Below are 22,050 nucleotides of genomic sequence, written 5' to 3' on the forward strand. Positions count from 1 at the left end.
AATCCGCGCTGTAGCGCTTCCTCGTCGTCTTCATTCCCGTACCAATCTATTTGGTCGGGAGTAGCTTAACACCCTGTCCAGAAAACCGGCACCACCTCACATCGCCTGATGGCCGGCATCGATGCAAATCACGCGGTCCACAGCAAACCGCTCGGCAAAGCGCTCCTGCCATTCCACTGGCAATATCCCATCCTTCAGGCAAACGACATAGCTGGCTGGAACGGCCCCGTGATGATCGTACCGCCAGGATGTAAAGTCGTAGGTAGCAAGCGGCCAGCGATCCACTCCAAACTTCGCGAGAAATGCGCTTTTCTGTAAGTCATCCATATCGTTGCAGAACATCTGCGGATAACGCGCCGCCAGATCTTCTGTCTTGGGATCGAACGGCCAGCCGACTTCATCAGGCCTCGCTCCGTGCATGCCCTCCCCCATCATCGCGCGCACGCTTTGCCCGGGAAGAGGGATCGAACATGTGACGTAGACCGCCCTCCGAAACAGGTCCGGCCGCCGTTCCAGCATCAGCGACATGACTTGCCCGGCCTGGGAATGTCCAACGAGCATCGCCGGCCCCATGCCGGCGACCTCGATGTCGGAAAGCAGCTCGGCCGCGACCTCGTCCAGACCGATGCCGCCATCGAGCCGCTCTCTTTTTGACCCGCAACCCGGGACATCGACTGCAAAGGTACGAACTCCGGGAGCCTGCAGTCCCAGTGCCGCGATAGTATCGCCCCACACCCAGCTTCCCTGTCCGCCGCCGTGAACGAAGACAAATGCCGGCTCAGTCTCCAAGTCCTGCTTCTCCCGATTTCGTGCGCGAAACTATCGATGCGCTTCGCCGCGCGAAAGACGCCACAGGCTGCGCGAGCTACATACCGCAGGAGCGGGAAAGGGATCACATCACGCAAACACCCTGTCAACGAGAGGCAGGACGTGGTGCTCCGATACGTCCGTCAGGTGTCAAGGCGAGAACGCTCCCCATCAGTATCCTGACCAGGTCTGTTTGCCCGCGCGCGCCCGTTTTGGCGAAAATGCGTTTCGAATAGCCACGGACTGTCTCGACCTGCAAATCCAGCTGGCAAGCGGCCTCGGCAATGGACCGTCCTCGGCAGATTTCCAGCGCGAGCCGGGCTTCGCTTCGCGTGAGCCGAAAGAGGTCCATCAGCTGCTCGCAGCGATCGGCGGTGCCCCAACTGTCACCGTGCACATAAGCGACGATCACCGGCTTGCCTATCGGTCCGAGCAATCTGTGCGGTGCGGGCACCAGTAGCATGTCGAACCAGGGATCGCTCGAGAGGGAAACGGCTTTGGGGCTTGCCTCCAGCTGCGATGCCATTGTGCGGATCGTGGCAAGCAGTGTCCTTTCGGCAGCCCGGTCGGCAATTGTCAGCCTTCCCCTGGGCGTTCGTCCAACCACCCCGGATTCGCGAAGCAGCATTTCACCGACTGGATCGCTGTCGACGATCCCACCGCCTGCATCAAGGGCAATCCAGCCGAACTGCAGCCTGCGAATGGCCTCCTCCGCAAGCGAAGCGGTGAAGCGTTCGCGTTCAAGGACAATGTAATTGCGCAGGACGCTTCTCAGTACGGGAGCCAAAGCGCAAAGCAAGCGATCGGTCTGCACATCGAACGAGCGGCTCAGACTGACGATCGTGAGGCGCGCATCCACGCCGCCGGCTTCCCGCACACGCATCTGCCGCAGGTCCGTCACACGGTGTGTTGTCACGAGGTCGGCGTAGAACGCCTCATGTTCGCCCCGGTCGAGCGCGATAAGCTCCTCAAGAGAATAGGCTCTGCCTTCCTGCATCAACTCGCTCGCCGTCGGATTGCGATCGACGAAGTAGCGGCGATAGAGTTCGTTGCTGTCTTCCACACGCATGTCGCCCGAAACGAGTTGCAGGCAATCGTCCTGTTTCCAGCCGGGCGGCTGACACAACAGCACGACGAAATCCGCGCCGGTTTCACGAGCGAGCAGCGAAAGAAACGAAGCCCACAGGGGCTTTTCATATGCGCCGTCAAGCAGCGCCTGGGTCATTTCGCCAATGGCTGTTGAAACTTGCATGCGCTCCTGCCGCGCTTGGCCACAGCCCCCATTTGGGGGTTTTTCATCCCGGATACCTGCCTCAGGAAGTCGCAAACGACAAGCGCTGCCATTCGCAAAGACAGAGCTACGAGGCAAGCGGGAGAGTGAACCATGAGAGCGCGCCACCGCGCCACGAGGCTGTGCCGTGCTGCGTGACATCTTCGAACGTGTCCCACACCCATTCGGCCGGACCGCAGCCTCTGCACGGCAGCGCCGGCGGAAAGCCGGTACTTTCGGGCCGGCCATCCTGTTCCTGGCTGCTCCTGCGCTTTGCAATCTGACCCTCGTCATCCCTTCCTACGCCTCCAGCGGAGCGTTCTGCATGATACCTGCACATCTCAAGACCGACATCGAGGCCGACGGCCTTACGCACGTCCTGCTCGTTCGGGAGTTTCACAAGGGCGAACCGCTGGTGATTTCGGAACCGGCCTCGGCCCACACCGCCGTCGCACCCTCGGACCTTTGCCTGATCAAGCTGGTGGTGGGACCGGGCAATCCGGGCCCTGTCGGCGCGCCTTCCACTTCGCCCGGCATCGGCATCGAAGTATGGCTGCCCAGGCCCGCTGCCTGGAATGGAAGGATACACAATATCGGCGGCCTTGGCGGCTTCGACGGCGGTCAGCACAGCTCTCCGGACGCAATCGGCTGGCCCTATGCCGCACTGACGGCGGGCGGAGAAAGCGCAGTTTCCGCCAGCACCGATTCCGACCATGTCCCCACCAATGGTGCCTGGGCCATCAATCCGGATGGGTCCCCTGCCAGGCAGCTCTGGGAGGACTACGCGCACCGGGCGATGCATGTGATGGCCGAGAAGACCAAGCAGATCGCGCGGGCTTACTACGGAAAGCCGGCGCACCACGCCTATTATGAAGGCGTATCGACCGGCGGACGCCATGGCTACCGGCTCGCCCAGCAGTATCCGGGCGACTACGACGGCATCATTGCCAGCCTTCCGGCACTCAACTGGGCCCAATGGGTTACCGCCGATGTCTATCGCAGCCTCGTTGTAGAACGGGAACTCAGCGGCCGTTACCTGACCAAGGCCCAGATGGACCTCGTCTCCAATGCAGCGATCGCGGCCTGCGACACGGTTGGCGGGCAGCACATGGGATATGTGACGGACAACCTTGCCTGCACTTACGATCCGACCAAGGACCCCGCAGTGCTGCGCGTGGAAGACGGCGGCACGAATACCAGTCCTGATGCCCTTTCGCTATCCCAGGCACGTGCCATCAACCAGATGTGGTACGGCATGACCAGTGACGGCTCGGCACCTGATCCCCATCGCGACAACGGCGCGGGAACGGCGCTTGCCGGCCCACGCAAATGGTATGGGCTGATGCGCGGCACATCGCTCTATCAGGCCTACTTCGCCAATATCGGCTACGGCAGTTCCAATGCGCACGAAGGATACGTGGCCGATCAGGTCGCACTGGAACTGGCGGCCCCAAGCCTTGCCAATCCAACCTTTCACAATGCGTCCGGCAACGGCGAGGGGGGCTGGACCGCTTTGACCTATCAGGAACTCTCCCACGCCTTCGACCGCGGGACCGAACTCGACAGCACGTTCGGCGGCCTCGCAAGCGACGATCCCGATCTCTCGGCGTTCAAGGTACGCGGCGGGAAGTTCCTGAGCTGGCACGGCTGGAACGACGAAGCGATTCCGGTCCAGGGCACGATCCGCTATTACGACCGGGTGCTTGAAAAGATGGGCGGCGCGCAGAATGTGCACGACTTCTTCCGTCTCTACCTCTTGCCCGGTGTCGGCCACATGTCGCCGAACGGCACATCCAATCCCGATGCGCACCCACCACTCGTCGCGCCGGGCCAGTTCTATGCCTTGATGGTGGACTGGGTTGAAAACGGAAAGGCTCCCGATTCCATCATCATCGAGACCCCGCCGGAAAGCCCGGTCAGGCGCTCGGCGCCCATCGCCCCCTACCCGCAGCAGGTGCGATACGTAAGCGGCGACCCCAACGAGGCATCAAGCTACGCCGTGCAATGAAACGCGAAGTGCAAGCCGATCGGCGGGGATGAACCGCAGCGTCATCCCGCCAGATATCCGCGTATCGCCGCCAACCCTCTTGCGGCGAGCGGGGAATGGACCCTGCCCTTGAGCCGGCCCGCGAAGATCGCGGTTGGCGGAAGCGGCATTCCCTCGATGGCGACTGCTACCAGCCGGCCATCGCGCAATTCCTCGGATATAAACGCCTGAGAGCAGATGCAGACCATATCTGCGGCCATAACCGCGTCCCGCAGGATGTGATAGTTTTCACAGACCATGCGCGAACGGCTCGGGATCGGCGGCCCGACCGGATCTTCGACAGAACTCGCCCATGGATAATCAGCCAGATCGGCAAGTTGGAGACGCTTGCGGGCAAGCAGGGGATGCCCCTGACGTACCACGCACACCGGGCGCGCATCGCCGACATGTTGCAGATCGATTTCCCCGGCATCGGCAACATGCGGACCGGGAAAGAAGATCAGCTCGACCTCGTCGTTGGCAAGCGCCTCGATCAGTTCTTCCCCCGGCCGGACCATGACGCGAAGCTGCACATTATTGGCACCGAAAAAGTCGCCGGAGAAGCGTGGAACCAGCTCGCTGGCCAGCAACGGCGCCATCCCCATCGACAGCCGCCCGCTACGCCCACCAGCCAGAAGTCCCATATTGCTTTCGAAGACCCGCAACCCTTGTAGCAGAGGACGCGCCTGCTCCAGAACCTGAAGCCCGGCTGCGGTCGGCTCCACACCATGGCCGACGCGATTGAAAATCGCAAAGCCGTAGCGCTCCTCGATCGTCGCTATGCTTCGGCTCAATGCCGGCTGGCTGAGGTTCAGCTCGATCGCAGCGCGCGAGAAGCTGCCGCAGCGTGCGACGGCGAGCAGGTGCTGCAACTTGCCAAGTGAGAGATCCATAAACAATCCGCATGGAGATACACGAATTCAGCATTAGACCTCATACCCCGCTTGCCGCAATGCTCGGTCCATAATGACAAGCGAGGGTGCTCGATGTTCAAGCAGATCTGCTTCTTCCGGAAGCGGCCGGATATGTCGATGGACGCCTTCCTCGACTATTATGAAAACCAGCATTCCCAGCTTGCGAAGAAGATGGGTGCGAAGCCCGCGCTGCCCAATGCGGTGCGCTATGTCCGCCGGTATCTGACGCCCGAAAGGAACCCCATAACCGGTGAAATCCACGATTCCGGCTACGATTGCCTGATGGAGATCTGGTGGAACAGCCGGGAGGATTTCGAAGCCTCCCAGCGCATCATTTCCGATCCCGCGCGCCTGCCGATGACGATGGAGGATGAGCGGCGCCTGTTCGCCAGCCATGCCAACCCGGTCTATTCGGTGATCGATTACGACTCCCCGATGGGCCCTCATGGCGAACCGACACATGTCGTTCTTCGCCACGGCGATGAAACGGAGTAAATGGAATGAGCGATGAAAGCATGCAGGTGATCCGCGAAGCCCGGCGCGACTGGGTAAGCGAACACCGAGAGATGTACCTTTCTTCCGGCGGGGCGAAGGGTCACATCATGGACATCACCGCCGTTGGTGGCCGTGCCTTCGCAACGCATTGCCTGGTCAAGTACGAGGGGCGCAAGAGCGGGAAAACCTTCATCACGCCCCTGTGCTACGCCGACATCGGCGGCGAAGTGGTGATTTGCGCATCGAAGGGCGGGGCTGACCATCATCCGGCCTGGTATCTCAATATCGTCGAGCAACCGGAAATCGAGTTCCAGATCGCGACCCAGGCATTCCGTGGAACCTGGCGTGAGCCAGAAGGTGCCGAACGCGAGAAGGTGTGGTCCTTCTTCATCGACTGCCATCCCTTCTACGAAACCTACCAGAATTCCACCGCGCGCGTACTGCCGCTGGTGATGTTCAAGGCAGCCGGGGAGATTCCGGTTTTCCGTCCCGATGATGCCACCGGCATCCGGACCGCCTGATTTCCGATGGCCGGCACATCAATGACGAGCGAGGAAACGGCACTATCCTACGCGCGCGGCATTCCTCTTTCGCAAGAGACAGCTTGCGGCGCCCTGACGCTGGGTGCCTATCTTCAAGAGATCGTACAGCGACATGGTGCCAGTGAAGCAGCCGTCATCCATCTGGACGGCGAAGTCATCCGCTGGAGCTATGACGATCTTTGGGCGCGCGCCAACGAAGTGGCCCGGGCGCTCAAGGCCTGCGGCGTAGGGAAAGGCACACGCGTCGGCCTACTCATGACCAACCGGCTGGAGTTCCTTTCCTGCCTGTTCGGCACCGCACTGGCGGGAGGCGTCGCCACGACAATCAGCACCTTCTTCACCGCGCCGGAAATTGGTGAGGTGCTGGAAGCGTCGTGTTGCGCTATCCTGCTGGTTGAGCGGCACGTGCTCAAGAAGGACTTCGCGGCGACGCTGGGCGAACTGGAGCCTGGTATCGCAGCAGGCATTCCCGACCAATGCCTCTCTGCCCGTTTCCCGTTCCTCAGCCATGTTGCGCGCGTCGACGGGGATGAGGGAACAGGCGCGGTAGAAGGCTGGTCCTCGTTTCTGGCGCGCGGAGACACCATTCCCGACGGCGTGATCGAGGCTTGCGCCGCGGCGGTGCTCCCCAGCGATCCAGGCACCCTGTTCTTTTCGTCCGGCTCGACGGGCAAGGCAAAAGGCATAATGTCCGCTCACCGGGCGATCTGCCTGCAGCTTTGGCGCTGGAAGAGCTGGTACGGGGTCACGGACCCGCCACGAACATGGTCCGCCAACGGCTTCTTCTTCTCGGGCAATTTCACCATGGCGCTGGGCGGAACGCTCTCGTCCGGCGGTTGTCTTCTGCTCCAGCGCTGGTTCGATCCCGAAGCCGCGCTCGCCCTGATCCAGGCGGAAAGGGCGACGATGCTACTCGCCTGGCCGCACCAATGGCCGCAGCTCGAAGCCGTGCCTGGTTATGCCGAGGCCGACCTGTCCGCGCTGCACTATGTGGATGGCGCCTTTCCGCTGGCCCACCACCCGAGTGTTTCGGCCAACTGGACGGAGCCTCGCGCCTACGGCAGCACCGAAACATTCACACTGATTTCGGTCTCCGGCCGGCACTCCGGAAAGTGAAACAGCGGGAAGCCATGGCCGCCCCACGGCAGGATCGACCATCCGGATCGTCGATCCCGTGACAGGCCAGACCGTGCCACTCGGGCACCGCGGCGAAGTCGCGGTGAAGGGCCCCACGCTGATGCTGGGCTATCTTGGCGTGCCACTCGACGAGACGCTGGACGATGAGGGCTTCTTTCGAACCGGGGACGGCGGTTGGCTGGACGCAGAAGGCCGTCTGTTCTGGGAAGGCCGACTCAACGACATCATAAAGACCGGCGGCGCCAACGTCTCCCCGCTGGAGATCGATGCGGTGCTCCGTGATTGCCCTGGCGTAAAAATTGCGCAGACGGTGGGAGTGCCCGATCCTCTGCTGGGCGAAATTGTGGTCAGCTGCGTGGTGCCGCTGGAAGGCGCAGCCCTGTCGGCCGACCAGATCCGGTCCTTCGCGCGTAGCCGTCTCGCCAGTTTCAAGGTGCCCCGCACGGTGCTGTTCTTCGGCAACGACGAACTCAAGACCACCGGCAGCTCGAAGATCAAGACCGCCGATCTGCGCAAGGCAGTGGTCAGCCGTCTCCGATGACGAGCGGCCCGCATAAAAATAATCATTGGGAGAGCACGACATGAGCCTGGAACAGGAACTCGCGGATCTGAAAGCAACAGTCACCTATCTCAAGGATCGGCAGGACATTCTCGACTGCATCCAGCGCGAGAGCAGGGCGCGCGATCGTCAGGATGTCGATCAGATTACGGGCTGCTGGTGGGAGGACGGCGTCGACGAGCATGGGCCCAGCGTCACGTTCGCACCGGATTATCCGGAAAAGGCCAACAAGGGCCACTACACGAACTTCAACATGACCAGCCACAACATCACCAACCACATCTGCGAGCTAGAAGGTGACGTGGCGCATTGCGAAAGTTACGTGATCGGCGGCCTCTATTGGCTCGACGGCAAGAGCACGACCATTGCCATCGGTCGCTATCTCGATCGACTGGAAAAGCGGAACGGCGAATGGCGCATCGTCGTGCGTCGGTGCACGATCGAGGCCACGGCCGACTGCGACGGTACCTGGATCCATTCAAAGAACGTCCAGGGCTTCCTCAAGGGCCTGTGGAGCACGGATGACCCTTCTTATGAGCGCCCCTACACATGGAAGTCCCGCGAGGAAGGAGTTCGCTGGTGAGCGATTGCCCCACCCCTGCGCCTCTGGCCCCGCAAACACTTGAACGCATCCGCCTGAGGGAAGCCGAGATTCTCGGCAAACCGCCGCGGGTCGAGACAGTGGATCGCCTGGCGCGCGCGGACGAGATCCTGGAAGCTACCGACCGGCTGCGCGCCTCTCTATTTGGGAACGTGTCGTCCCTGTCGATCGAGCAGGTTCCCCAGATCATGGTGACGATGCTGCCGTTCGGCACCTTGTGGGAGCGGATCATGGGACTGTCCATGACCGTCATGGGGCCCGCGAGCCGACTTGCCCGGCGCGACCAGAAGCTGGCCATCCTGCGAACGGGATGGCTGCTTCAGGCACCCTACGAATTCGGCGAACACGTCCATCAGTCAAAGGCCCTGGGCATCACCACCGACGAGATCGAGCGGATCACCGCCGAAGGATCGGCATCGCCGCTCTGGTCCGAACACGAACGCGCGGTTCTGCGATGTGCGGAGCAATTGCAAGCCCGCGCCTCGGTCGACGACGAGACATGGGACGTGCTGTCGCGCACGCTGGACACCGAGCAGATTTTCGAACTGATCGTGCTGATCGGCCAATTCACGCTGGTCGCCTATTTCCAGAACGCGCTGCGACTGCCGCTGGAAGCCGGCAACCCCGGACTGGCCGCCCGCTGATCGCCGCGGCCTGCCTTCTCATGGGTTTCCGGCTTCTCCTCCAGTCACGGTAACCTGCTCCATCAGCCGGACGGGACCGATCAGCCCCGAAGGACGCAGCGGTGCCTCGGCCTTGTATGTGGGCATGATCGTATAGGCGATCTTGCCCACGCCTTTCTGGGCATCTCCGATCAGCCGATTCATCCAGAGATTGGCGACCCGAACCTCTACCGTATTGCGCCCGGAGCGGACCTGCCGGCCTATGTCGATGCGATAGGGTGCGTGCCACAAGGTGCCGACAGACTTGCCGTTCACCCGCACCTCGGCAAGATCGCCCACTGCTCCAAGGTCGAGCCAGAGCGCTCCGGATTTCGCAATGCGGGTATCTAGCTTGAAACTCCGTGAATAAGTTGCGATGCCGGAAAAGTACCGAACACCCGCATCCGCCACCTCATTGAGGGGACGCAGCTGCGGCATGGTGATTGCGGCAGGAGCGCCCCTGCCCTGCTGGAACGTGACAGACCAGTCATTCGACAAATCCCGTAATGCGTCGAAACGCGTGCCGGGCTCGGCCCGTTGTTGGCCGGCAGACGGCTTTCTGGACACGACGAAGTAGGACTCCTCGCTTTCGAAAGGCAGGGTGACGAAAGAGCGCCCACCGTCGATCCGATAGCTGGCCGCCGAGACCGTGCCGGTATCGGCGCGCCAGATTTCCGGGATTTTTCCCACCACCCGAAAGGCCGCCTCCGTTCGCATCGCAGCCGCCTTTCGATTGGACACGAAGTACGCATCGCCATCTGCGAGAATGCGGTGGAGGAACAGGAGGTCATCGCCCGAGGCGCCCTCGAAATCCGGCAAGACATCGAGGCTGGCGAGCGCCTCCTCGACATCGCGGCTGGCGACGATCTTGCCCTTGCCGACTTCGGTCACCAGCGAGCCGGTCCATAATTTGGCGACGAGTGCAGCAAATTCCTGCGGGTCTTCTCCCAGCCCCGGCGATGCTTCTGGCGGCAGTCCGACCACCGCAGCCCCGTCTTCCGCCAGCCTTGCAATCCGCCGCAGCATGGGCAACGTCATCCGGCTGCTGTTGCCGCCCAGGTAGAGTACACGGTAACGCATCCCGCCCGGAGCCACGAGGCTGCCGTCCTCCACCTTCAGCAGGGACAGCACCGCATTCGCATTGACAAAGTCGTAACCGAAGTGCGCCGGCGTGTCCGTGAAGTAGCCATCCTGCGCCTGCGGCCCTACCGGAGCTTCTTCCCCATAAAAGTAAGCGACGTCAGCGGCATAGCGCCCCTGTTGCAGCAGGAACGAACTGCGCGCGATGTAGTCAATCCATGGACGCGCCATTTCCGCCCAGGTTTCGTGTCGGGTGAAGAACTGGCCGATATGCCGCATCGAGAGACCGGGCTGCCGATCGTCCAGCGGTTGGTGCACCGATGTGTGTATCACGGGCAGGTTAATGCCGCTGGCAAACTCCAGATCGATGACGCGCCGCAGGTCGGAGGGTGCATGTGCCCAGGGGTAGCGTGTGGACGTGAAGGATTCGGCTGCGGCAAAGCGCCGTCCGTAGATGTGGGCGGTCGATGCGGCTCCGCGCAAATCCGCCAGAAGATTGGGGCGCGGACCAAGATCGCGCCGGTAGGTCCACATGGCGGCCATCGGCACGTCGGCGTATTGGCGCATCGCGATGTCGTCGCCGAGTGAAACGCGCCAACCTTCCAGAGATTCGCCGTAGACCTTGAGCCCGCGTTCATGCGCGACCCTCGCAATCGTCCCATAGTGATTGGACGCGTGCAGTTCGGCGATTGTCTTGCGCCAGTCTGAGAGAAACGCCTCGCTGCCGGCCCGCGAACCGACGACCACGCCCGTCAACGCCGGTAGCCATGCCCGCGGATCGTAGCCCCGCGCCTTCCGGAACGCGTCGAAGAGGCCCGGTGTGTAATTGAAGGCGCCCACTTCGGTGCTGTCGGTGAGTAGCGCTCGGACGCCCCGATTGCCCATGAGCTCGCCGCCAACCGCCGAACTGTACGTGTCCAGATAAGTATTGAGATATCGGCTTACGGCCTCCGCATCGATCTTGTCGACCTCCAGCCCCGTCGCCTCGGCCGATGCAGGACCGTTCGTTCGCCCGGTCAGGGAGTATCCCATGCGCAGGACTTTCCACGTCCCGGCCGGCGGCGTCCAGTCGAGGGTACCATCTGCCTTCAGGCGCGAGGTAAGGTCGATCACCTGGCTACCGGAAGTATCTTGCGTGCCCGATCCTCCACTTGTGCCAAGAGCGTGATAATCGCGGGCCATTCCGAAACCGGCCTTGATTTCGAACTGGTTCACGCGCTCTTGCGGCGACAAATGCAGTTCCGCCAGCTTCACCGCGCTTGCCGCGCCAGCCGAAGTCGGCCGATAGCCGAGGTATCCGGGCGCCGCATCGGCGTCGTAGGGATTCAGGGGCCCGGCGGGCCTGATCGTCAGGCGGAAGCGTTCTGCGGTAACGGCATCGAAACTGACAGTGGAAGGTGCAAGGCTCGGTACGATCTCGGCAATGTGTTTCCAGTCGGCACCTCCATGACCGACTTCCAGACTGACCTTCATTGTCGGGCCTGAAAACATGTCGGCGCTTCCCGGCACGAACACCGTCGCCGACCGGATCGTGACAGGCACCGGGTAGGTGATAACGACCATGGCCGCGCCTGCCTGCGGGTCACGCGTTATGTCGAGTGCCTGTTCGAACTTGCCGTCCGTCAGCAGCCCGGCGTCCAGCGCCTTCCCATTCGCTTCGGTTATCACCGGCAAGGGTAGCGGCGGATCTTCCCGCTCGCGCACCGCCAATGTCGCGACATCCTCATAGAATTGCGGATGGAGGCGCTGCGCGGTGCTGGCACTCGGTTCATGAAGAACGATATCCTGAAACGGACCGGTGAAAGATGGCGGAAGAGCGATTTTCCCCCGGAACCGTCGCCTTCCGCTCAGGCTCGTCTCGCTCCAGACAAGTTTCTTCATGCCATCGCGGGGAGCCACCCAGGGTCCGCCGGTCACGCTCCATCCAGGAGAACTCGCGATCGTCAGTTCAAGGCCGAGACGATCCGCCTCGCCCGCCGCATATCGGAATGCATCCTTCCATTCCGGCGACATGTAGGCGAGGCGTTTGTCAACGATGACGGGCGTGGCGAAGTAGTCGATATCGAATGCCTGGACACCGCCAAGGCCGATGCGCTTCATCCATTCGAGATCCTTGTGAATGCCGGCCGTGGTGACATTCCCGTTCATCCAGTGCCACCAGGTTCGAGGCCGGGATTCCATCGGCGGGTCGAGGAACCCGCGCAAGAGTGCATCGTCGCTCTCGACGATCTGCGCGATTGGCCCTCCTTGCTCCGGCTCAGCACGAGCCAAAGCCGGGAGGGCCAAGGTACCCGAACAGACAAGAAGCGCTAAAAACGTGCGCACGCCACTCTCCCGATCCGGCACTGCCGCGTTGCCGGTTTCGTTGTTCCTAGGACATCCCGCCGGCAAGCCTGCCGCGGGACAGTACGGGTTCGAGCGCCTTGTCCCACTCGGCAGCAACGTCGAACCCGCGCACCTGGCGGCCATTGCTGGGCAAGCCCCTGCATCAACGCCATGATGTGCCGGCTGTTGGACACAGGTTCGCCGATATAGGGGGTGAGCAATTGCGTCAGGAGTTCAAGCGCCAACTGCTCGCGATTGCGAAACCAGTCATGCGCCGCATGCCCAACTTCCAGCGATTCCGCCTGCAGGAGCAGCACGAAACGCGTGATGACAGGGTCCGCCACCGAACGGCGAAACATCTGCCGCATCAGTTCGACGATCGATTGCCAGGCCAGTGCCGGCTCTCCCTGCGCCTGTTCCACCGCCTCGATCAAAGGCATGACCGCCGCACTTTCGCGCGTCTCGATCGTCTCCAGAACCGCGAGAAGAAGGTCTTCCTTGGACTTGAAGTAATAGAGAAGGCCCGCACCGGACATCCCGCAGCGATCGGCAAGGCCGTGGACCGTCAGGCCATGAAATCCAAGCTCGGCAAACATTCCGATGGCGTTCTCGATGATGGAGGATCGCCGCTCCTGAGGATTTGCGCGACCTTTCCGCTTTGTCATGCACGGCCTCTCGCAACCGGGCTGCGCGCGACCGGGTCGGGATCGTTCACCAGATGCGGCACGACATCGAAGATCATGTTCGGGCGTGAGCGGGCGTTGTAGCGCGGCCAGTCAAGGTGCCTGCCGGAAGGCTTTCCGGTTTTCGCAAAATCGAGCCATGCCGCCATCATCACATCGCAAAGCGCATCGACTTCGGCCCCCTCGCCGATGAAACCGACCGGAACCTTGGTTCCGAATACGAGCGGGACTTCGGTACCGTGGGGACTGCGCAGCAGGCGATCGACCACACGGGGTTCGTAGTCGATCCGGTAGAGGTAAACCGGCGCCGCATTTTGCGCCGACTTGCGGTCCGCCATTGCGATAGAATCCGAACGGAACAGTCTGTCCGTCATCATCGATGTCACCAGGTAGCTCGGATCGTCCTTGGGATAGGCGGCGCGATAGGCATCGAACGATGCCGCTCCGCGATCACCGAGAACCGCCGCAAAGCGCGCCCGGGCATGGTCTTCGCTCATTGCGCCAAGTTCGGGATCGCTGGCCATGAAGAGCGTGGCCTCATCCTTCGCCGAACCCAGCATGAGCGGCACGTTTCTGGAGATATCGGTAGCTGCAGGGTCGAACGGATCGGCAAGGATGGAGCGGCCATCGACAATCGGCGCAAGCGTTCCCGCCGCAAGCCCTGTCCCGGCTGATGGCAGGCGGACCGCAGAAGCCGCCGCGATCACCTTCTGGCGGTCCACCTTTTGCAGTGCGTGAACATCGGATCCGGAAATGCCGAGGCGAGCGATAGTCTGTCCGGCGATTTCCTCGGCATCGGCCTTGGTGACGAGCGAGACGATCGGGCCGCTCATGGCAATCGCCTTGTGGAATAGTCCGCTCGCCGGGCCCATACCCAGCAATGTGGAAACCTTGGCCCCGCCACCGCTTTGCCCGAAGATGGTGACGTTCTCCGGATCACCGCCGAACGATGCGATATTGTCCCGCACCCATTCCAGCGCGAGCACAATGTCGAGCATCCCGACATTGCCGCTGTCTGCGAAATCCTCGTGCAAGCCGCCGAGATAGAGAAAGCCCATGGCATTGAGGCGATGATTGAGCGAGACGAACACGACATCGCCACGCCGGGCAAGCTCGCTGCCGTCTGTCATCGGGTCCAGCCCGGACCCCATCGCGAAGGCGCCGCCATGGAGCCAGACCATCACCGGGCGCTTTCTCGCGGAAGAAGCGTCGGCGTGATGACGTTGAGGACAAGGCAGTCCTCGCTCTCCGCAAGCTGGGCATTGGTCAGATTGGCGACTGCCATCACCACCGAAAGGCCTCTTGCGCGGGGATCGACCTTACCCATGATCCCCGGCAGAGTGATCACGCCCTGGGGCGCCTTGTGGCCCAGGGCATTGCAATCACGCACGCCGGTCCAGGGCGCGGGAGCGGTCGCGGGCTGGAATCTCCGCAATCCGGTGTCGCTTCCATAAGGAATCCCCAGGAAACGGGATACACCGCCTGCGCGCGTTCCCCGCACCTTTCCCGAGGTCGTCTCGACCGCACCAGTCGGAGCCTGTTCACCGGCACCTGCCATGCCCGGCAAGGTCAATCCCACCGCGCCGGCAAAAGCAGCACTCAGCACTCCGCGTCGATCCCAGATATCTTGGTCCATGCCGACATACATCCCTTCCCGATCATCGCGCGCGGCGCGGCATCGACAGCCCCAGCGATTTGCGCAGCTGCGGCTTGAGTGCGATCACGTAGAAGCCGCTTGCGTTGCAGGCGAACCAGATCTGCCCGCTATCCTTCACAAAATGGACATGCGACATGCAGGGATCGCCGGGCTTGAAATAGGCGATCTCGCGAGGGTCGGCGGGATTGCGCAAATCGGCGATGCGAAGTCCGGCATACATGAACGGGAACAGGCCCAGCGTCGTATTGTCGGCGTCATCCACATCCTGGAAGTGCGTGGACGCCGTCCCGGCCCGGCCCACGATCCCCCCGGTGGCCTTCTCTATGGGGTTGGGCGACGGGCAGTTCTCCTGACGGTTCATCGCAAGCCGGAATTCGCCTACGATTTTCGGATTTCTGTCATCCGCGATGGACGTGATGCGCGGCCATGCCCCCGGACAGGCGCCGAGTTCGCCGGCATTCACGATATAGGAAACGCCCGCGATACGGGCACGAACAGGGGAATGCCACCCGGCATGCGGGGCCGCGCCGACCAGCCGGAGCCTGGGATCGGACTTGCCTTGCGCAAAGTCGCTATTGTCGAAAATGAACAAGCCTCCGGCATCCTGGTCCACCGCTGCGGGCGAAGGGAGGCCGGGCTTGGAACTGCGAAACTCGTGTTCCGCATCCGCCCCCTGCGAGGTCGTGAGACCGACATAGATGCGCGAACCATCGGGGCTGAACACAAGCTCGTGCGGCGCGAACTGGAAGCTGGTGCCATCGGGACGCGTCGCTCGAACTTGCCGACGAACCTGGGCCTGGCGAGATCGGAAATATCCATGATCTGGATGCCGCCAGCCCCCGTGAAGGGGTTGAGAACGGTTCCGTATATGAACCGTCCGTCCAGCGAAATCGTGATCGTATGTACAGCCTCAGGCCACTTCACTTCCGATTTGAGCTGGGGGTCCGCACAGGCATGAACATCGTAGACCGACAGCCACCCCTCCTCCTGCTCCCCCATTCCGGCAACGCCGCCATAAGTGCTGGCAGCCAGGATGGCCTTGTCCTTTGTCGTCAGGGCATTCAGGGTTTCGGTCGCGTAAATGGCGCCCTTGTCCTGCAGATAGCGGACCGTCTTGGGAGCGGTGGGTTTGCTTACGTCGATCACGGCGACCCCCGATGTCGCATCGACGGGAAGCTTGAGCAGTTGCCCATCGGGCTTGATCGTCATGCCCGAGGCGACATAGGCGCACGAACCGGACCACGCCATGGCCAGGTTGCCCGTTCTCCCTCCAATGTCGGAATGCCCGACGACATCGACGCCTTTCGAGTATGGCACGGCCAGCACCTTGCCCGCCTCGGCCTCCATGGTCTCGCCCTGCTTGCCCGGTTCCGGACGGTCCACAGTCGAAGCCGCCTCAACCGCCTGCCACGAAACAGCCCCGCAGCCGGCGAGCAGGAGAAGACCAAGCGCCCTGCCGGTCGCATGTGCCCTGGATTTCATTTTCGGCATGTCCCCCGTCTCCTCATCCGGCGGCGCAAGCCGCTTGGACGCGCATCTCCGGACCCATATCTTATGACGTGGTCCGCTTTTCGCGCATTATCTACTGAATGTTTAGTATGATTTTTCGCCTTGGCAAGCCCGGCCTTGATTATTACCGATCGTTCGGTAGGCATAAAATTAGAGCGCGGTTCCGAAGGCGCAGTTCCACCTCAACCCGCACTCAGCGCCGGCGATCAAGGAGCGGACGAATGCAGTCAGTCAACGACAATTCGGCGATCGAGGCCAGCCATGTTGCCGCTCATGATCGCGTAGCCGAGCTTCGCGCCATCTACGACAGCAGGGACGCCAGCGCGGCATGGCTGCTTTGCGACCAATGGGGTGAAAGCGCTGTCGCATATCGGGTAATTTCTCCCGACCTGAGCGCCGAAGACATCACTTACGGCGAATTGCGGCGGGAATCCGAAAGGTTTGCTGCCGCTCTTTTCGAGCTCGGCCTCCGTCCCGGAGACCGGATCGCCACGCTGATGGGCAAGAGCCGCGAATACCTGGTCACCTTGCTTGGAATATGGCGGCTCGGGGCCGTTCACGTTCCCCTGTTCACGGCCTTCGCGCCATCGGCGATCGCCATGCGTCTGAACGGAAGCAGGGCCCGCGCGATCGTCTGCGATGAAGGTCAGCGGGGGAAACTTTCGGCTGAGGGCGATGTCGCCATGCCCTCGTCGCTTCTCGTCATCAGTACTGGCCAGCCCGGTCAGGAGGGCTACAGCTTCGCCGGCATAACGGAGCAACACGAACCCGGCTTTCCGGCCGCAACACTCGGCCCGGACGCACCGCTCATCCAGATCTACACCTCCGGAACCACCGGAGATCCCAAGGGTGTGGTCGTGCCACTGAGAGCTCTTGCGGCATTTCGTACCTATGCTGAGTTCGGCCTGGGGCTCCGAAGCGACGATGTGTTCTGGTGCGCGGCCGACCCGGGATGGGCCTATGGGCTCTACTTCGGCATCCTCGCGACATTTTCCACGGGAACCCCCAGCGTCCTCCTCCAAGGAGGCTTTGTACCGGAAACCACGATGGAAATCCTGTTTCGCGAACAGGTAACGAATTTCGCGGCAGCCCCCACCGTCTACCGGGCACTTCGCTCCGCCGATCTTGTCGTAAGCGGACCGCTTCGGCTGCGCTGCGCTTCCAGCGCCGGTGAGCCGCTTACCCCGGAGGTCAATCTCTGGGCCAGAAGCGTGCTGGGCGTGACGGTACACGACCATTACGGACAGACCGAAGCCGGAATGCTCATCAACAATCACCACCATCCCATGCTTCATCATGACGTAAGGCCCGGTTCGATGGGACATGCGATGCCCGGCTGGAAGGCCGTCATCCTCGATCCGGAAAAGGATGTGGAACTCGCGCCGGGTCAGGCAGGGCGCGTGGCGATGAAGGTCAGCGAAAGCCCGCTGATGTGGTTCACCGGTTATGACGGCGATTCCGCGAAAACAGCCGGAAAATTCACCGCTAACGGTGAATACTACCTGACCGGTGACAACGGTCTCGTCGATGAGGACGGATATTTCCGCTTTTCAGCGCGCGAGGATGACGTCATCATCATGGCAGGTTATCGCATCGGACCTTTCGAGGTCGAAGCGAGCATGTCGACGCACCCCGCCGTGGCAGAGGCCGCCGTCATCGCCGTTCCCGACGAAGTCAGGGGCGAAGTCATCGAGGCCTATGTCGTCGTCAAGGACGGCACAGTCTCCTCCCCGGAATTGGCGAAGGAAATACAACGATGGGTCAAGACGCACTATGCAGCCCACGCATACCCGCGCGCGATCCATTTCATAGGCGCCCTGCCCCGGACGCCCAGCGGCAAGATCCAGAGATTCATGCTCAAGCAGCGCAGACTGGAAGAATTGGGCGTTCGGGCGTGATTGCGCTACCGGAGAGCGGCATGGATGCCATCGAAGCCATAAGCGGCCGCCGCTCGATTCGCCGTTTTCTGCCAGATCCGGTGGCGGAAGACACGATCCGGGAAATCCTGGACATCGCCGCAAGAGCGCCATCCGGCACGAACATCCAGCCGTGGCTCGTCCACGTGACGACCGGCGCGGCGCTGAGAAAGCTGAGCGAGGCGGTCATTCACGCGGCGAAGAGCGGTGAGCGAAGCCTCGAATACAACTACCTGCCGCCCGCGATGAAAGAACCCTATATGTCGCGCCGCAGGGCGATCGGATATGCGCTCTACGAAAAGTACGGGATCGCGCGGGACGACCTTCCTGCCCGCGAAGCGGCGATGCTGCGCAATTTCGAGTTCTTCGGTGCGCCGGTAGGTCTCTTCTTCACGATGGAGCGCGAGATGGCCCTCGGCGCGTGGCTCGATTGCGGCATGTTCATGCAGAACGTCATGATCGCCGCGCGGGCTCGAGGCCTCGAAACCTGCCCCCAGCAGGCGTGGTGCGACTTTGGCGCAGTGGTCCACCACCAATTGAACATTCCGCAGGACCATATCATCCTGTCAGGCATGGCACTGGGGCATGCGGACTGGTCCGCGACCGAGAACGGCCTTGTCAGCGAACGTTTGTCCTCAGCCCAGTTCACGACCTGGCACCGGTAGGCGGCGTGGACAGATCCGGCCCCATCGATCTTCGAGGTAAAATGGCTCCGTTTTCAGTTTAGGGCTTAGGGTCAGGCGGGCTTCCGCATATCCTGCGGCTCGGGCTGGGTTACCAGTCTCGCAAGCCAGGGACGCAGGCGCTGCTCGAATGAATCGACCAGTTCGTAGATCACCGGCACCAGCACAAGCGACAGCAGGGTCGAACTCAGGATGCCGCCAATGACGGCAATCGCCATCGGCTGGCGGGATTCCGATCCCTCGCTGATGGCAAACGCCGTCGGCAACATTCCCGCGATCATCGCAATCGAAGTCATGATGATGGGCCGGGTTCTTTGCGCGCAGGCCTCGATCAAGGCCTCCCTCATCGGTTTTCCGTCCCGTTCGGCCTCTATCGCGAACTCCACGAGCAGAATCGAATTCTTTGCGCACAGTCCCATCAGCATCAGCAGACCGATGAGGACCGGCATGTCTATTGCGAAGCCCAGCAGGCGCAGGGCCGCAAAGGCGCCGAGCAGGCTGAGTGGAAGAGCCCCCATGATGACCGCCGGCTTGAAGAACCCGCGGAACAGCAGTACCAGCACGGTATAAGTCAGGCCCACCCCGGCAAACAGCGCCAGGATGAAGCCGACGAACATCTCTTCCATGATCTGCGTCGTGCCTTGATGCGCTTCGTGGATGCCGGCGGGCAGCTTCTTCATCGTCGGCAAAGTGCGAACGTCGCCCATGGCCGACCCGATCGCTTCGCCAACGCCCAGATCCGCCTCCACGCTGACACGGCGTTCGCGATTGTATCGGATGATCTTTCCGGGTCCGGCCTGAAAATGGATATCCGCAACAGCCGAGAGAGGCGCTGTATTGCCGTCCCTCGTAGGAACCCGCAATTCGGAGATCCCCGAAAGGCTGCCCCGCATCGTTTCCGGCAATCGCACACGGATCGGCAACCGCTGTTCGCCTTCCGAGAATTTGGCCACCGATGCGTCGATATCGCCGATCGTCGCGATGCGCACGGTATTGGCGAGGGTCGTGGTGTCGACATTCAGCCGGGCGGCCTCATCCGGCCGCGGCGTGATGACAAGTTCCGGCCCCGGCGCCGAGGGGCTCAGGCGCGGATCGGCAAGAGAACGAAGCTTGCGCATTTCCCGCAGCAATTGCGACTGCGTGCGTTCGAGCGCCGCTCCGTCAGCGCCCGCGATGACAACCGAGACAGCCGCTTGCCCGAAATTACCCTGATTATGGAATCGCGCCTCGGGAATGACACGGAGCTTCGGGCCGATCCGCGCCTGGAATTCCTCGGATGTTTCCGAGCGATCGCGGCGCAGGAGCACCGTCAGCGTCCCGTCGGTAAGGTCCGCCCCTCCGCCGCCAAGGCTGCCCCCCGTCGAACCGACCTGGGCGAACACGTTTTCGACATCAGGCTCGCCCATGAGGATGGTTGTCGCTTGCTGGACCGCACGGTTCATATCCTCACGCGTCGCGCCGGGCGCGCCTTCCACCGCCACATAGACGTAGTTCCGGTTCTGGGTTGCCTGAAAACCGATCTGAAGCGTCGCGGCGATAGCAATGGCCAGAAAGAAAAGTCCGACACCGATGCCGGCGCACAGTTTCGGGCGGGCCAGCGCCCAGGTCAGCGCCCGCTCGTGCCGCGGATCCAGCTTGCCTCCGGCCACGGCGGAATTGCGCAGGTGGTGCGGCCTGAGGAAATAGGCCGCCATGAGCGGCGTCAGCAAACGGGCGACAACCAAAGAGAACGTCACCGCAGCCGCGACGGTGAGGCCGAATTCCTTGAAGAACTGCCCCGCCTGGCCGGGCATGAGCGAAACCGGCGCAAATACGGCAATGATCGTCGCGGTCGTCGCGATCACGGCAAGTCCGATGGCATCGGCCCCGACCAATGCGGCCTGATACGGACTTTCGCCCTTTTCGATGCGCTTCTCGATATTCTCGATTTCCACGATCGCATCGTCGACGAGAATGCCGATAACAAGCGTGAGAGCCAGCAGGGTAATGCCGTTCAGGCTGAAACCCATCGCCGCCATGTAGATGAATGTCGGCACCAGAGAGAGCGGCATGGCCGCCGCTGCGATGGCTGTCGCTCGCCAGTCGCGCAGGAACAGGTAGACCACCACGATTGCGAGAATGACGCCTTCGATCAGCACATCGAAAGTCGCGTGGAAACTCCTGCGCGTGAGGTCTGCGGTGGAAACGATCTTCTCGAATTTGACGGCAGGATGCAGCTGCGAAAGATGCTCGACCGCCTTTTCAACGCCGTCCGCTACCGTGACATCGCTCGCCTCGCTGGTCTTGGAGACCTGGATGGCGACCACCGGCCTGCCGTCAAGCCTTGCGAAACCGCGCACCTCGCCCTGCCCGTCGCCCACTTCCGCAACGTCGGAAAGCCGCACGTAACGGCCCTGGACAGGGATGGAGAGATTGCGGATCTGATCGATATCCTGCGCCGAACCGATCACCCGAACGGTCTGCTCTACCCCGCCCACGTCCGAACGGCCGCCCGGTGCATCGGTATGAAAGCTGGCGAGGGCAGTATTGACCTGCGCGCTGGTTACGCCGAGGCCCGCCATGCGCTGCGGATCAAGGATCACGGTAATCTCGCGCTCCGCTCCGCCGATGCGCGAAACCTGCCCGACACCCGCTTCGGCCTGCAGCGTACGCGTGGCCTCGTTATCGATGAACCACGCCAGTTGGGTATCGCTCATCCCAGGCGCGGAGACGGCGTAAGTGACGATCGGCGCACTATCGAGGTCGACGCGCTGAACCGTTGGCGGATCGATGCCGGTGGGCAGTTCCACCCGCGTACGCTCCACGGTCGTTCGCACGTCGTCGGTTGCCTTCTGCAGATCGCTGCCGAGTTCGAATTCGAGCGAGGTTACCGAAGCCCCAAGCGTCACCGTAGAGGAGATGTTCTTGATGCCGGGAACACCGGTGAGCGCGTTCTCGATCGGGCGGGTGACCTGGTTCTCCATCTCGGTAGGCGCGGCCCCGCTCTGGGTTACGGTAACCGTGACGATAGGCAGGTTGACGTTGGGAAACTGCTTTACCGGCATCCGCAGGTAAGCGACCGTCCCTGAAATCGTCAGGAGAATGAAGAGAAGGGCAACAGGAATGGGATTGCGGATCGCCCAGGCCGATATGCGAAGGTTCATCGAACCGCTCCTGCAATCCGTACGGTATCGCCATCGAGCGT

General features: G+C 62.1%; 17 protein-coding genes and 1 pseudogene. 9 read left to right on the forward strand and 9 right to left on the reverse strand.

Annotated elements, in window-relative coordinates; translation table 11 throughout:
* Positions 1-96: 96 nt before the first annotated feature.
* Together ADT71_RS04475 and ADT71_RS04480 are read right to left on the reverse strand one after the other, a co-directional pair.
* The gene (locus ADT71_RS04475; protein WP_054435482.1) at positions 97-789 is read right to left on the reverse strand and encodes an alpha/beta fold hydrolase; all 693 of its coding nucleotides are present in this window, start codon (positions 787-789) and stop codon (positions 97-99) included.
* Positions 790-913: 124 nt separating this feature from the next.
* Entirely contained in the window at positions 914-2,059 is a 1,146-nt protein-coding gene (locus tag ADT71_RS04480) for a helix-turn-helix transcriptional regulator (protein WP_132470149.1), read from the reverse strand.
* A 343-nt stretch (positions 2,060-2,402) separates the two neighbouring features.
* Here ADT71_RS04480 and ADT71_RS04485 point away from each other — a divergent pair, with 343 nt between their 5' ends.
* The gene (locus ADT71_RS04485; protein WP_082370154.1) at positions 2,403-4,085 is read left to right on the forward strand and encodes a tannase/feruloyl esterase family alpha/beta hydrolase; all 1,683 of its coding nucleotides are present in this window, start codon (positions 2,403-2,405) and stop codon (positions 4,083-4,085) included.
* 41 nt (positions 4,086-4,126) lie between these two features.
* On the opposite strand, the gene ADT71_RS04490 is transcribed toward ADT71_RS04485, so the two are convergent.
* Complete coding sequence (locus ADT71_RS04490; RefSeq protein ID WP_054435486.1) at positions 4,127-4,996, reverse strand: LysR family transcriptional regulator; 870 nt, start codon at positions 4,994-4,996, stop codon at positions 4,127-4,129.
* A 93-nt stretch (positions 4,997-5,089) separates the two neighbouring features.
* On the opposite strand from ADT71_RS04490, the gene ADT71_RS04495 reads away from it, so the two are divergent.
* The 6 genes from ADT71_RS04495 to ADT71_RS04515 are packed head-to-tail and all read left to right on the forward strand — an operon-like array spanning position 5,090 to position 8,995.
* Positions 5,090-5,512, forward strand: coding sequence for an EthD domain-containing protein (locus ADT71_RS04495; RefSeq protein WP_054435488.1), 423 nt, complete (start codon positions 5,090-5,092; stop codon positions 5,510-5,512).
* Between the two features lie 20 nt (positions 5,513-5,532).
* A complete protein-coding gene (locus ADT71_RS04500; protein ID WP_231635581.1) occupies positions 5,533-6,033 on the forward strand; it encodes a nitroreductase/quinone reductase family protein in 501 nt (166 codons plus the stop codon).
* A 6-nt stretch (positions 6,034-6,039) separates the two neighbouring features.
* Complete coding sequence (locus ADT71_RS04505) at positions 6,040-7,170, forward strand: AMP-binding protein (RefSeq protein ID WP_255351607.1); 1,131 nt, start codon at positions 6,040-6,042, stop codon at positions 7,168-7,170.
* 46 nt (positions 7,171-7,216) lie between these two features.
* On the forward strand, positions 7,217-7,732 hold the full coding sequence (locus tag ADT71_RS34870; protein ID WP_255351608.1) for a class I adenylate-forming enzyme family protein: 516 nt from the start codon (positions 7,217-7,219) through the stop codon (positions 7,730-7,732).
* 40 nt (positions 7,733-7,772) lie between these two features.
* Positions 7,773-8,333 (forward strand): nuclear transport factor 2 family protein, encoded by a 561-nt coding sequence (locus tag ADT71_RS04510; protein ID WP_054435492.1) that lies wholly within the window; start codon positions 7,773-7,775, stop codon positions 8,331-8,333.
* Entirely contained in the window at positions 8,330-8,995 is a 666-nt protein-coding gene (locus ADT71_RS04515; protein ID WP_054435494.1) for a carboxymuconolactone decarboxylase family protein, read from the forward strand. The genes ADT71_RS04510 and ADT71_RS04515 overlap by 4 nt, the downstream gene beginning before the upstream one ends.
* Before the next feature lie 18 nt (positions 8,996-9,013).
* Here ADT71_RS04515 and ADT71_RS04520 read toward each other — a convergent pair whose 3' ends face one another.
* From ADT71_RS04520 to ADT71_RS04545, 5 genes and pseudogenes are all read right to left on the reverse strand, one after another.
* The gene (locus ADT71_RS04520) at positions 9,014-12,418 is read right to left on the reverse strand and encodes a glycosyl hydrolase (protein WP_231635582.1); all 3,405 of its coding nucleotides are present in this window, start codon (positions 12,416-12,418) and stop codon (positions 9,014-9,016) included.
* Positions 12,403-13,083, reverse strand: coding sequence for a TetR/AcrR family transcriptional regulator (locus tag ADT71_RS32865; RefSeq protein WP_082370152.1), 681 nt, complete (start codon positions 13,081-13,083; stop codon positions 12,403-12,405). Before ADT71_RS32865 ends, ADT71_RS04520 begins: the two co-directional genes overlap by 16 nt.
* Positions 13,080-14,749 (reverse strand): annotated as a pseudogene (locus ADT71_RS04530) (carboxylesterase/lipase family protein). Before ADT71_RS04530 ends, ADT71_RS32865 begins: the two are co-directional and overlap by 4 nt.
* A gap of 10 nt (positions 14,750-14,759) precedes the next feature.
* Positions 14,760-15,221, reverse strand: a complete 462-nt coding sequence (locus ADT71_RS32870) for a hypothetical protein (RefSeq protein WP_054435503.1) — start codon at positions 15,219-15,221, stop codon at positions 14,760-14,762.
* Complete coding sequence (locus ADT71_RS04545; RefSeq protein WP_231635583.1) at positions 15,218-16,249, reverse strand: hypothetical protein; 1,032 nt, start codon at positions 16,247-16,249, stop codon at positions 15,218-15,220. The genes ADT71_RS32870 and ADT71_RS04545 overlap by 4 nt, the downstream gene beginning before the upstream one ends.
* Positions 16,250-16,488: 239 nt before the next feature.
* On the opposite strand from ADT71_RS04545, the gene ADT71_RS04550 reads away from it, so the two are divergent.
* Together ADT71_RS04550 and ADT71_RS04555 are read left to right on the forward strand one after the other, a co-directional pair.
* Positions 16,489-18,165 carry an AMP-binding protein gene (locus tag ADT71_RS04550; protein ID WP_054435507.1) on the forward strand — a complete coding sequence of 559 codons (1,677 nt, stop codon included), beginning with the start codon at positions 16,489-16,491 and terminating at the stop codon, positions 18,163-18,165.
* Positions 18,166-18,185: 20 nt separating this feature from the next.
* Complete coding sequence (locus tag ADT71_RS04555; protein WP_054435508.1) at positions 18,186-18,848, forward strand: nitroreductase; 663 nt, start codon at positions 18,186-18,188, stop codon at positions 18,846-18,848.
* 71 nt (positions 18,849-18,919) lie between these two features.
* Here ADT71_RS04555 and ADT71_RS04560 read toward each other — a convergent pair whose 3' ends face one another.
* Positions 18,920-22,009, reverse strand: a complete 3,090-nt coding sequence (locus tag ADT71_RS04560) for an efflux RND transporter permease subunit (RefSeq protein ID WP_054435511.1) — start codon at positions 22,007-22,009, stop codon at positions 18,920-18,922.
* Positions 22,010-22,050: the final 41 nt, after the last annotated feature.

This window comes from Novosphingobium sp. ST904, assembly GCF_001298105.1.
GTDB lineage: Bacteria > Pseudomonadota > Alphaproteobacteria > Sphingomonadales > Sphingomonadaceae > Novosphingobium.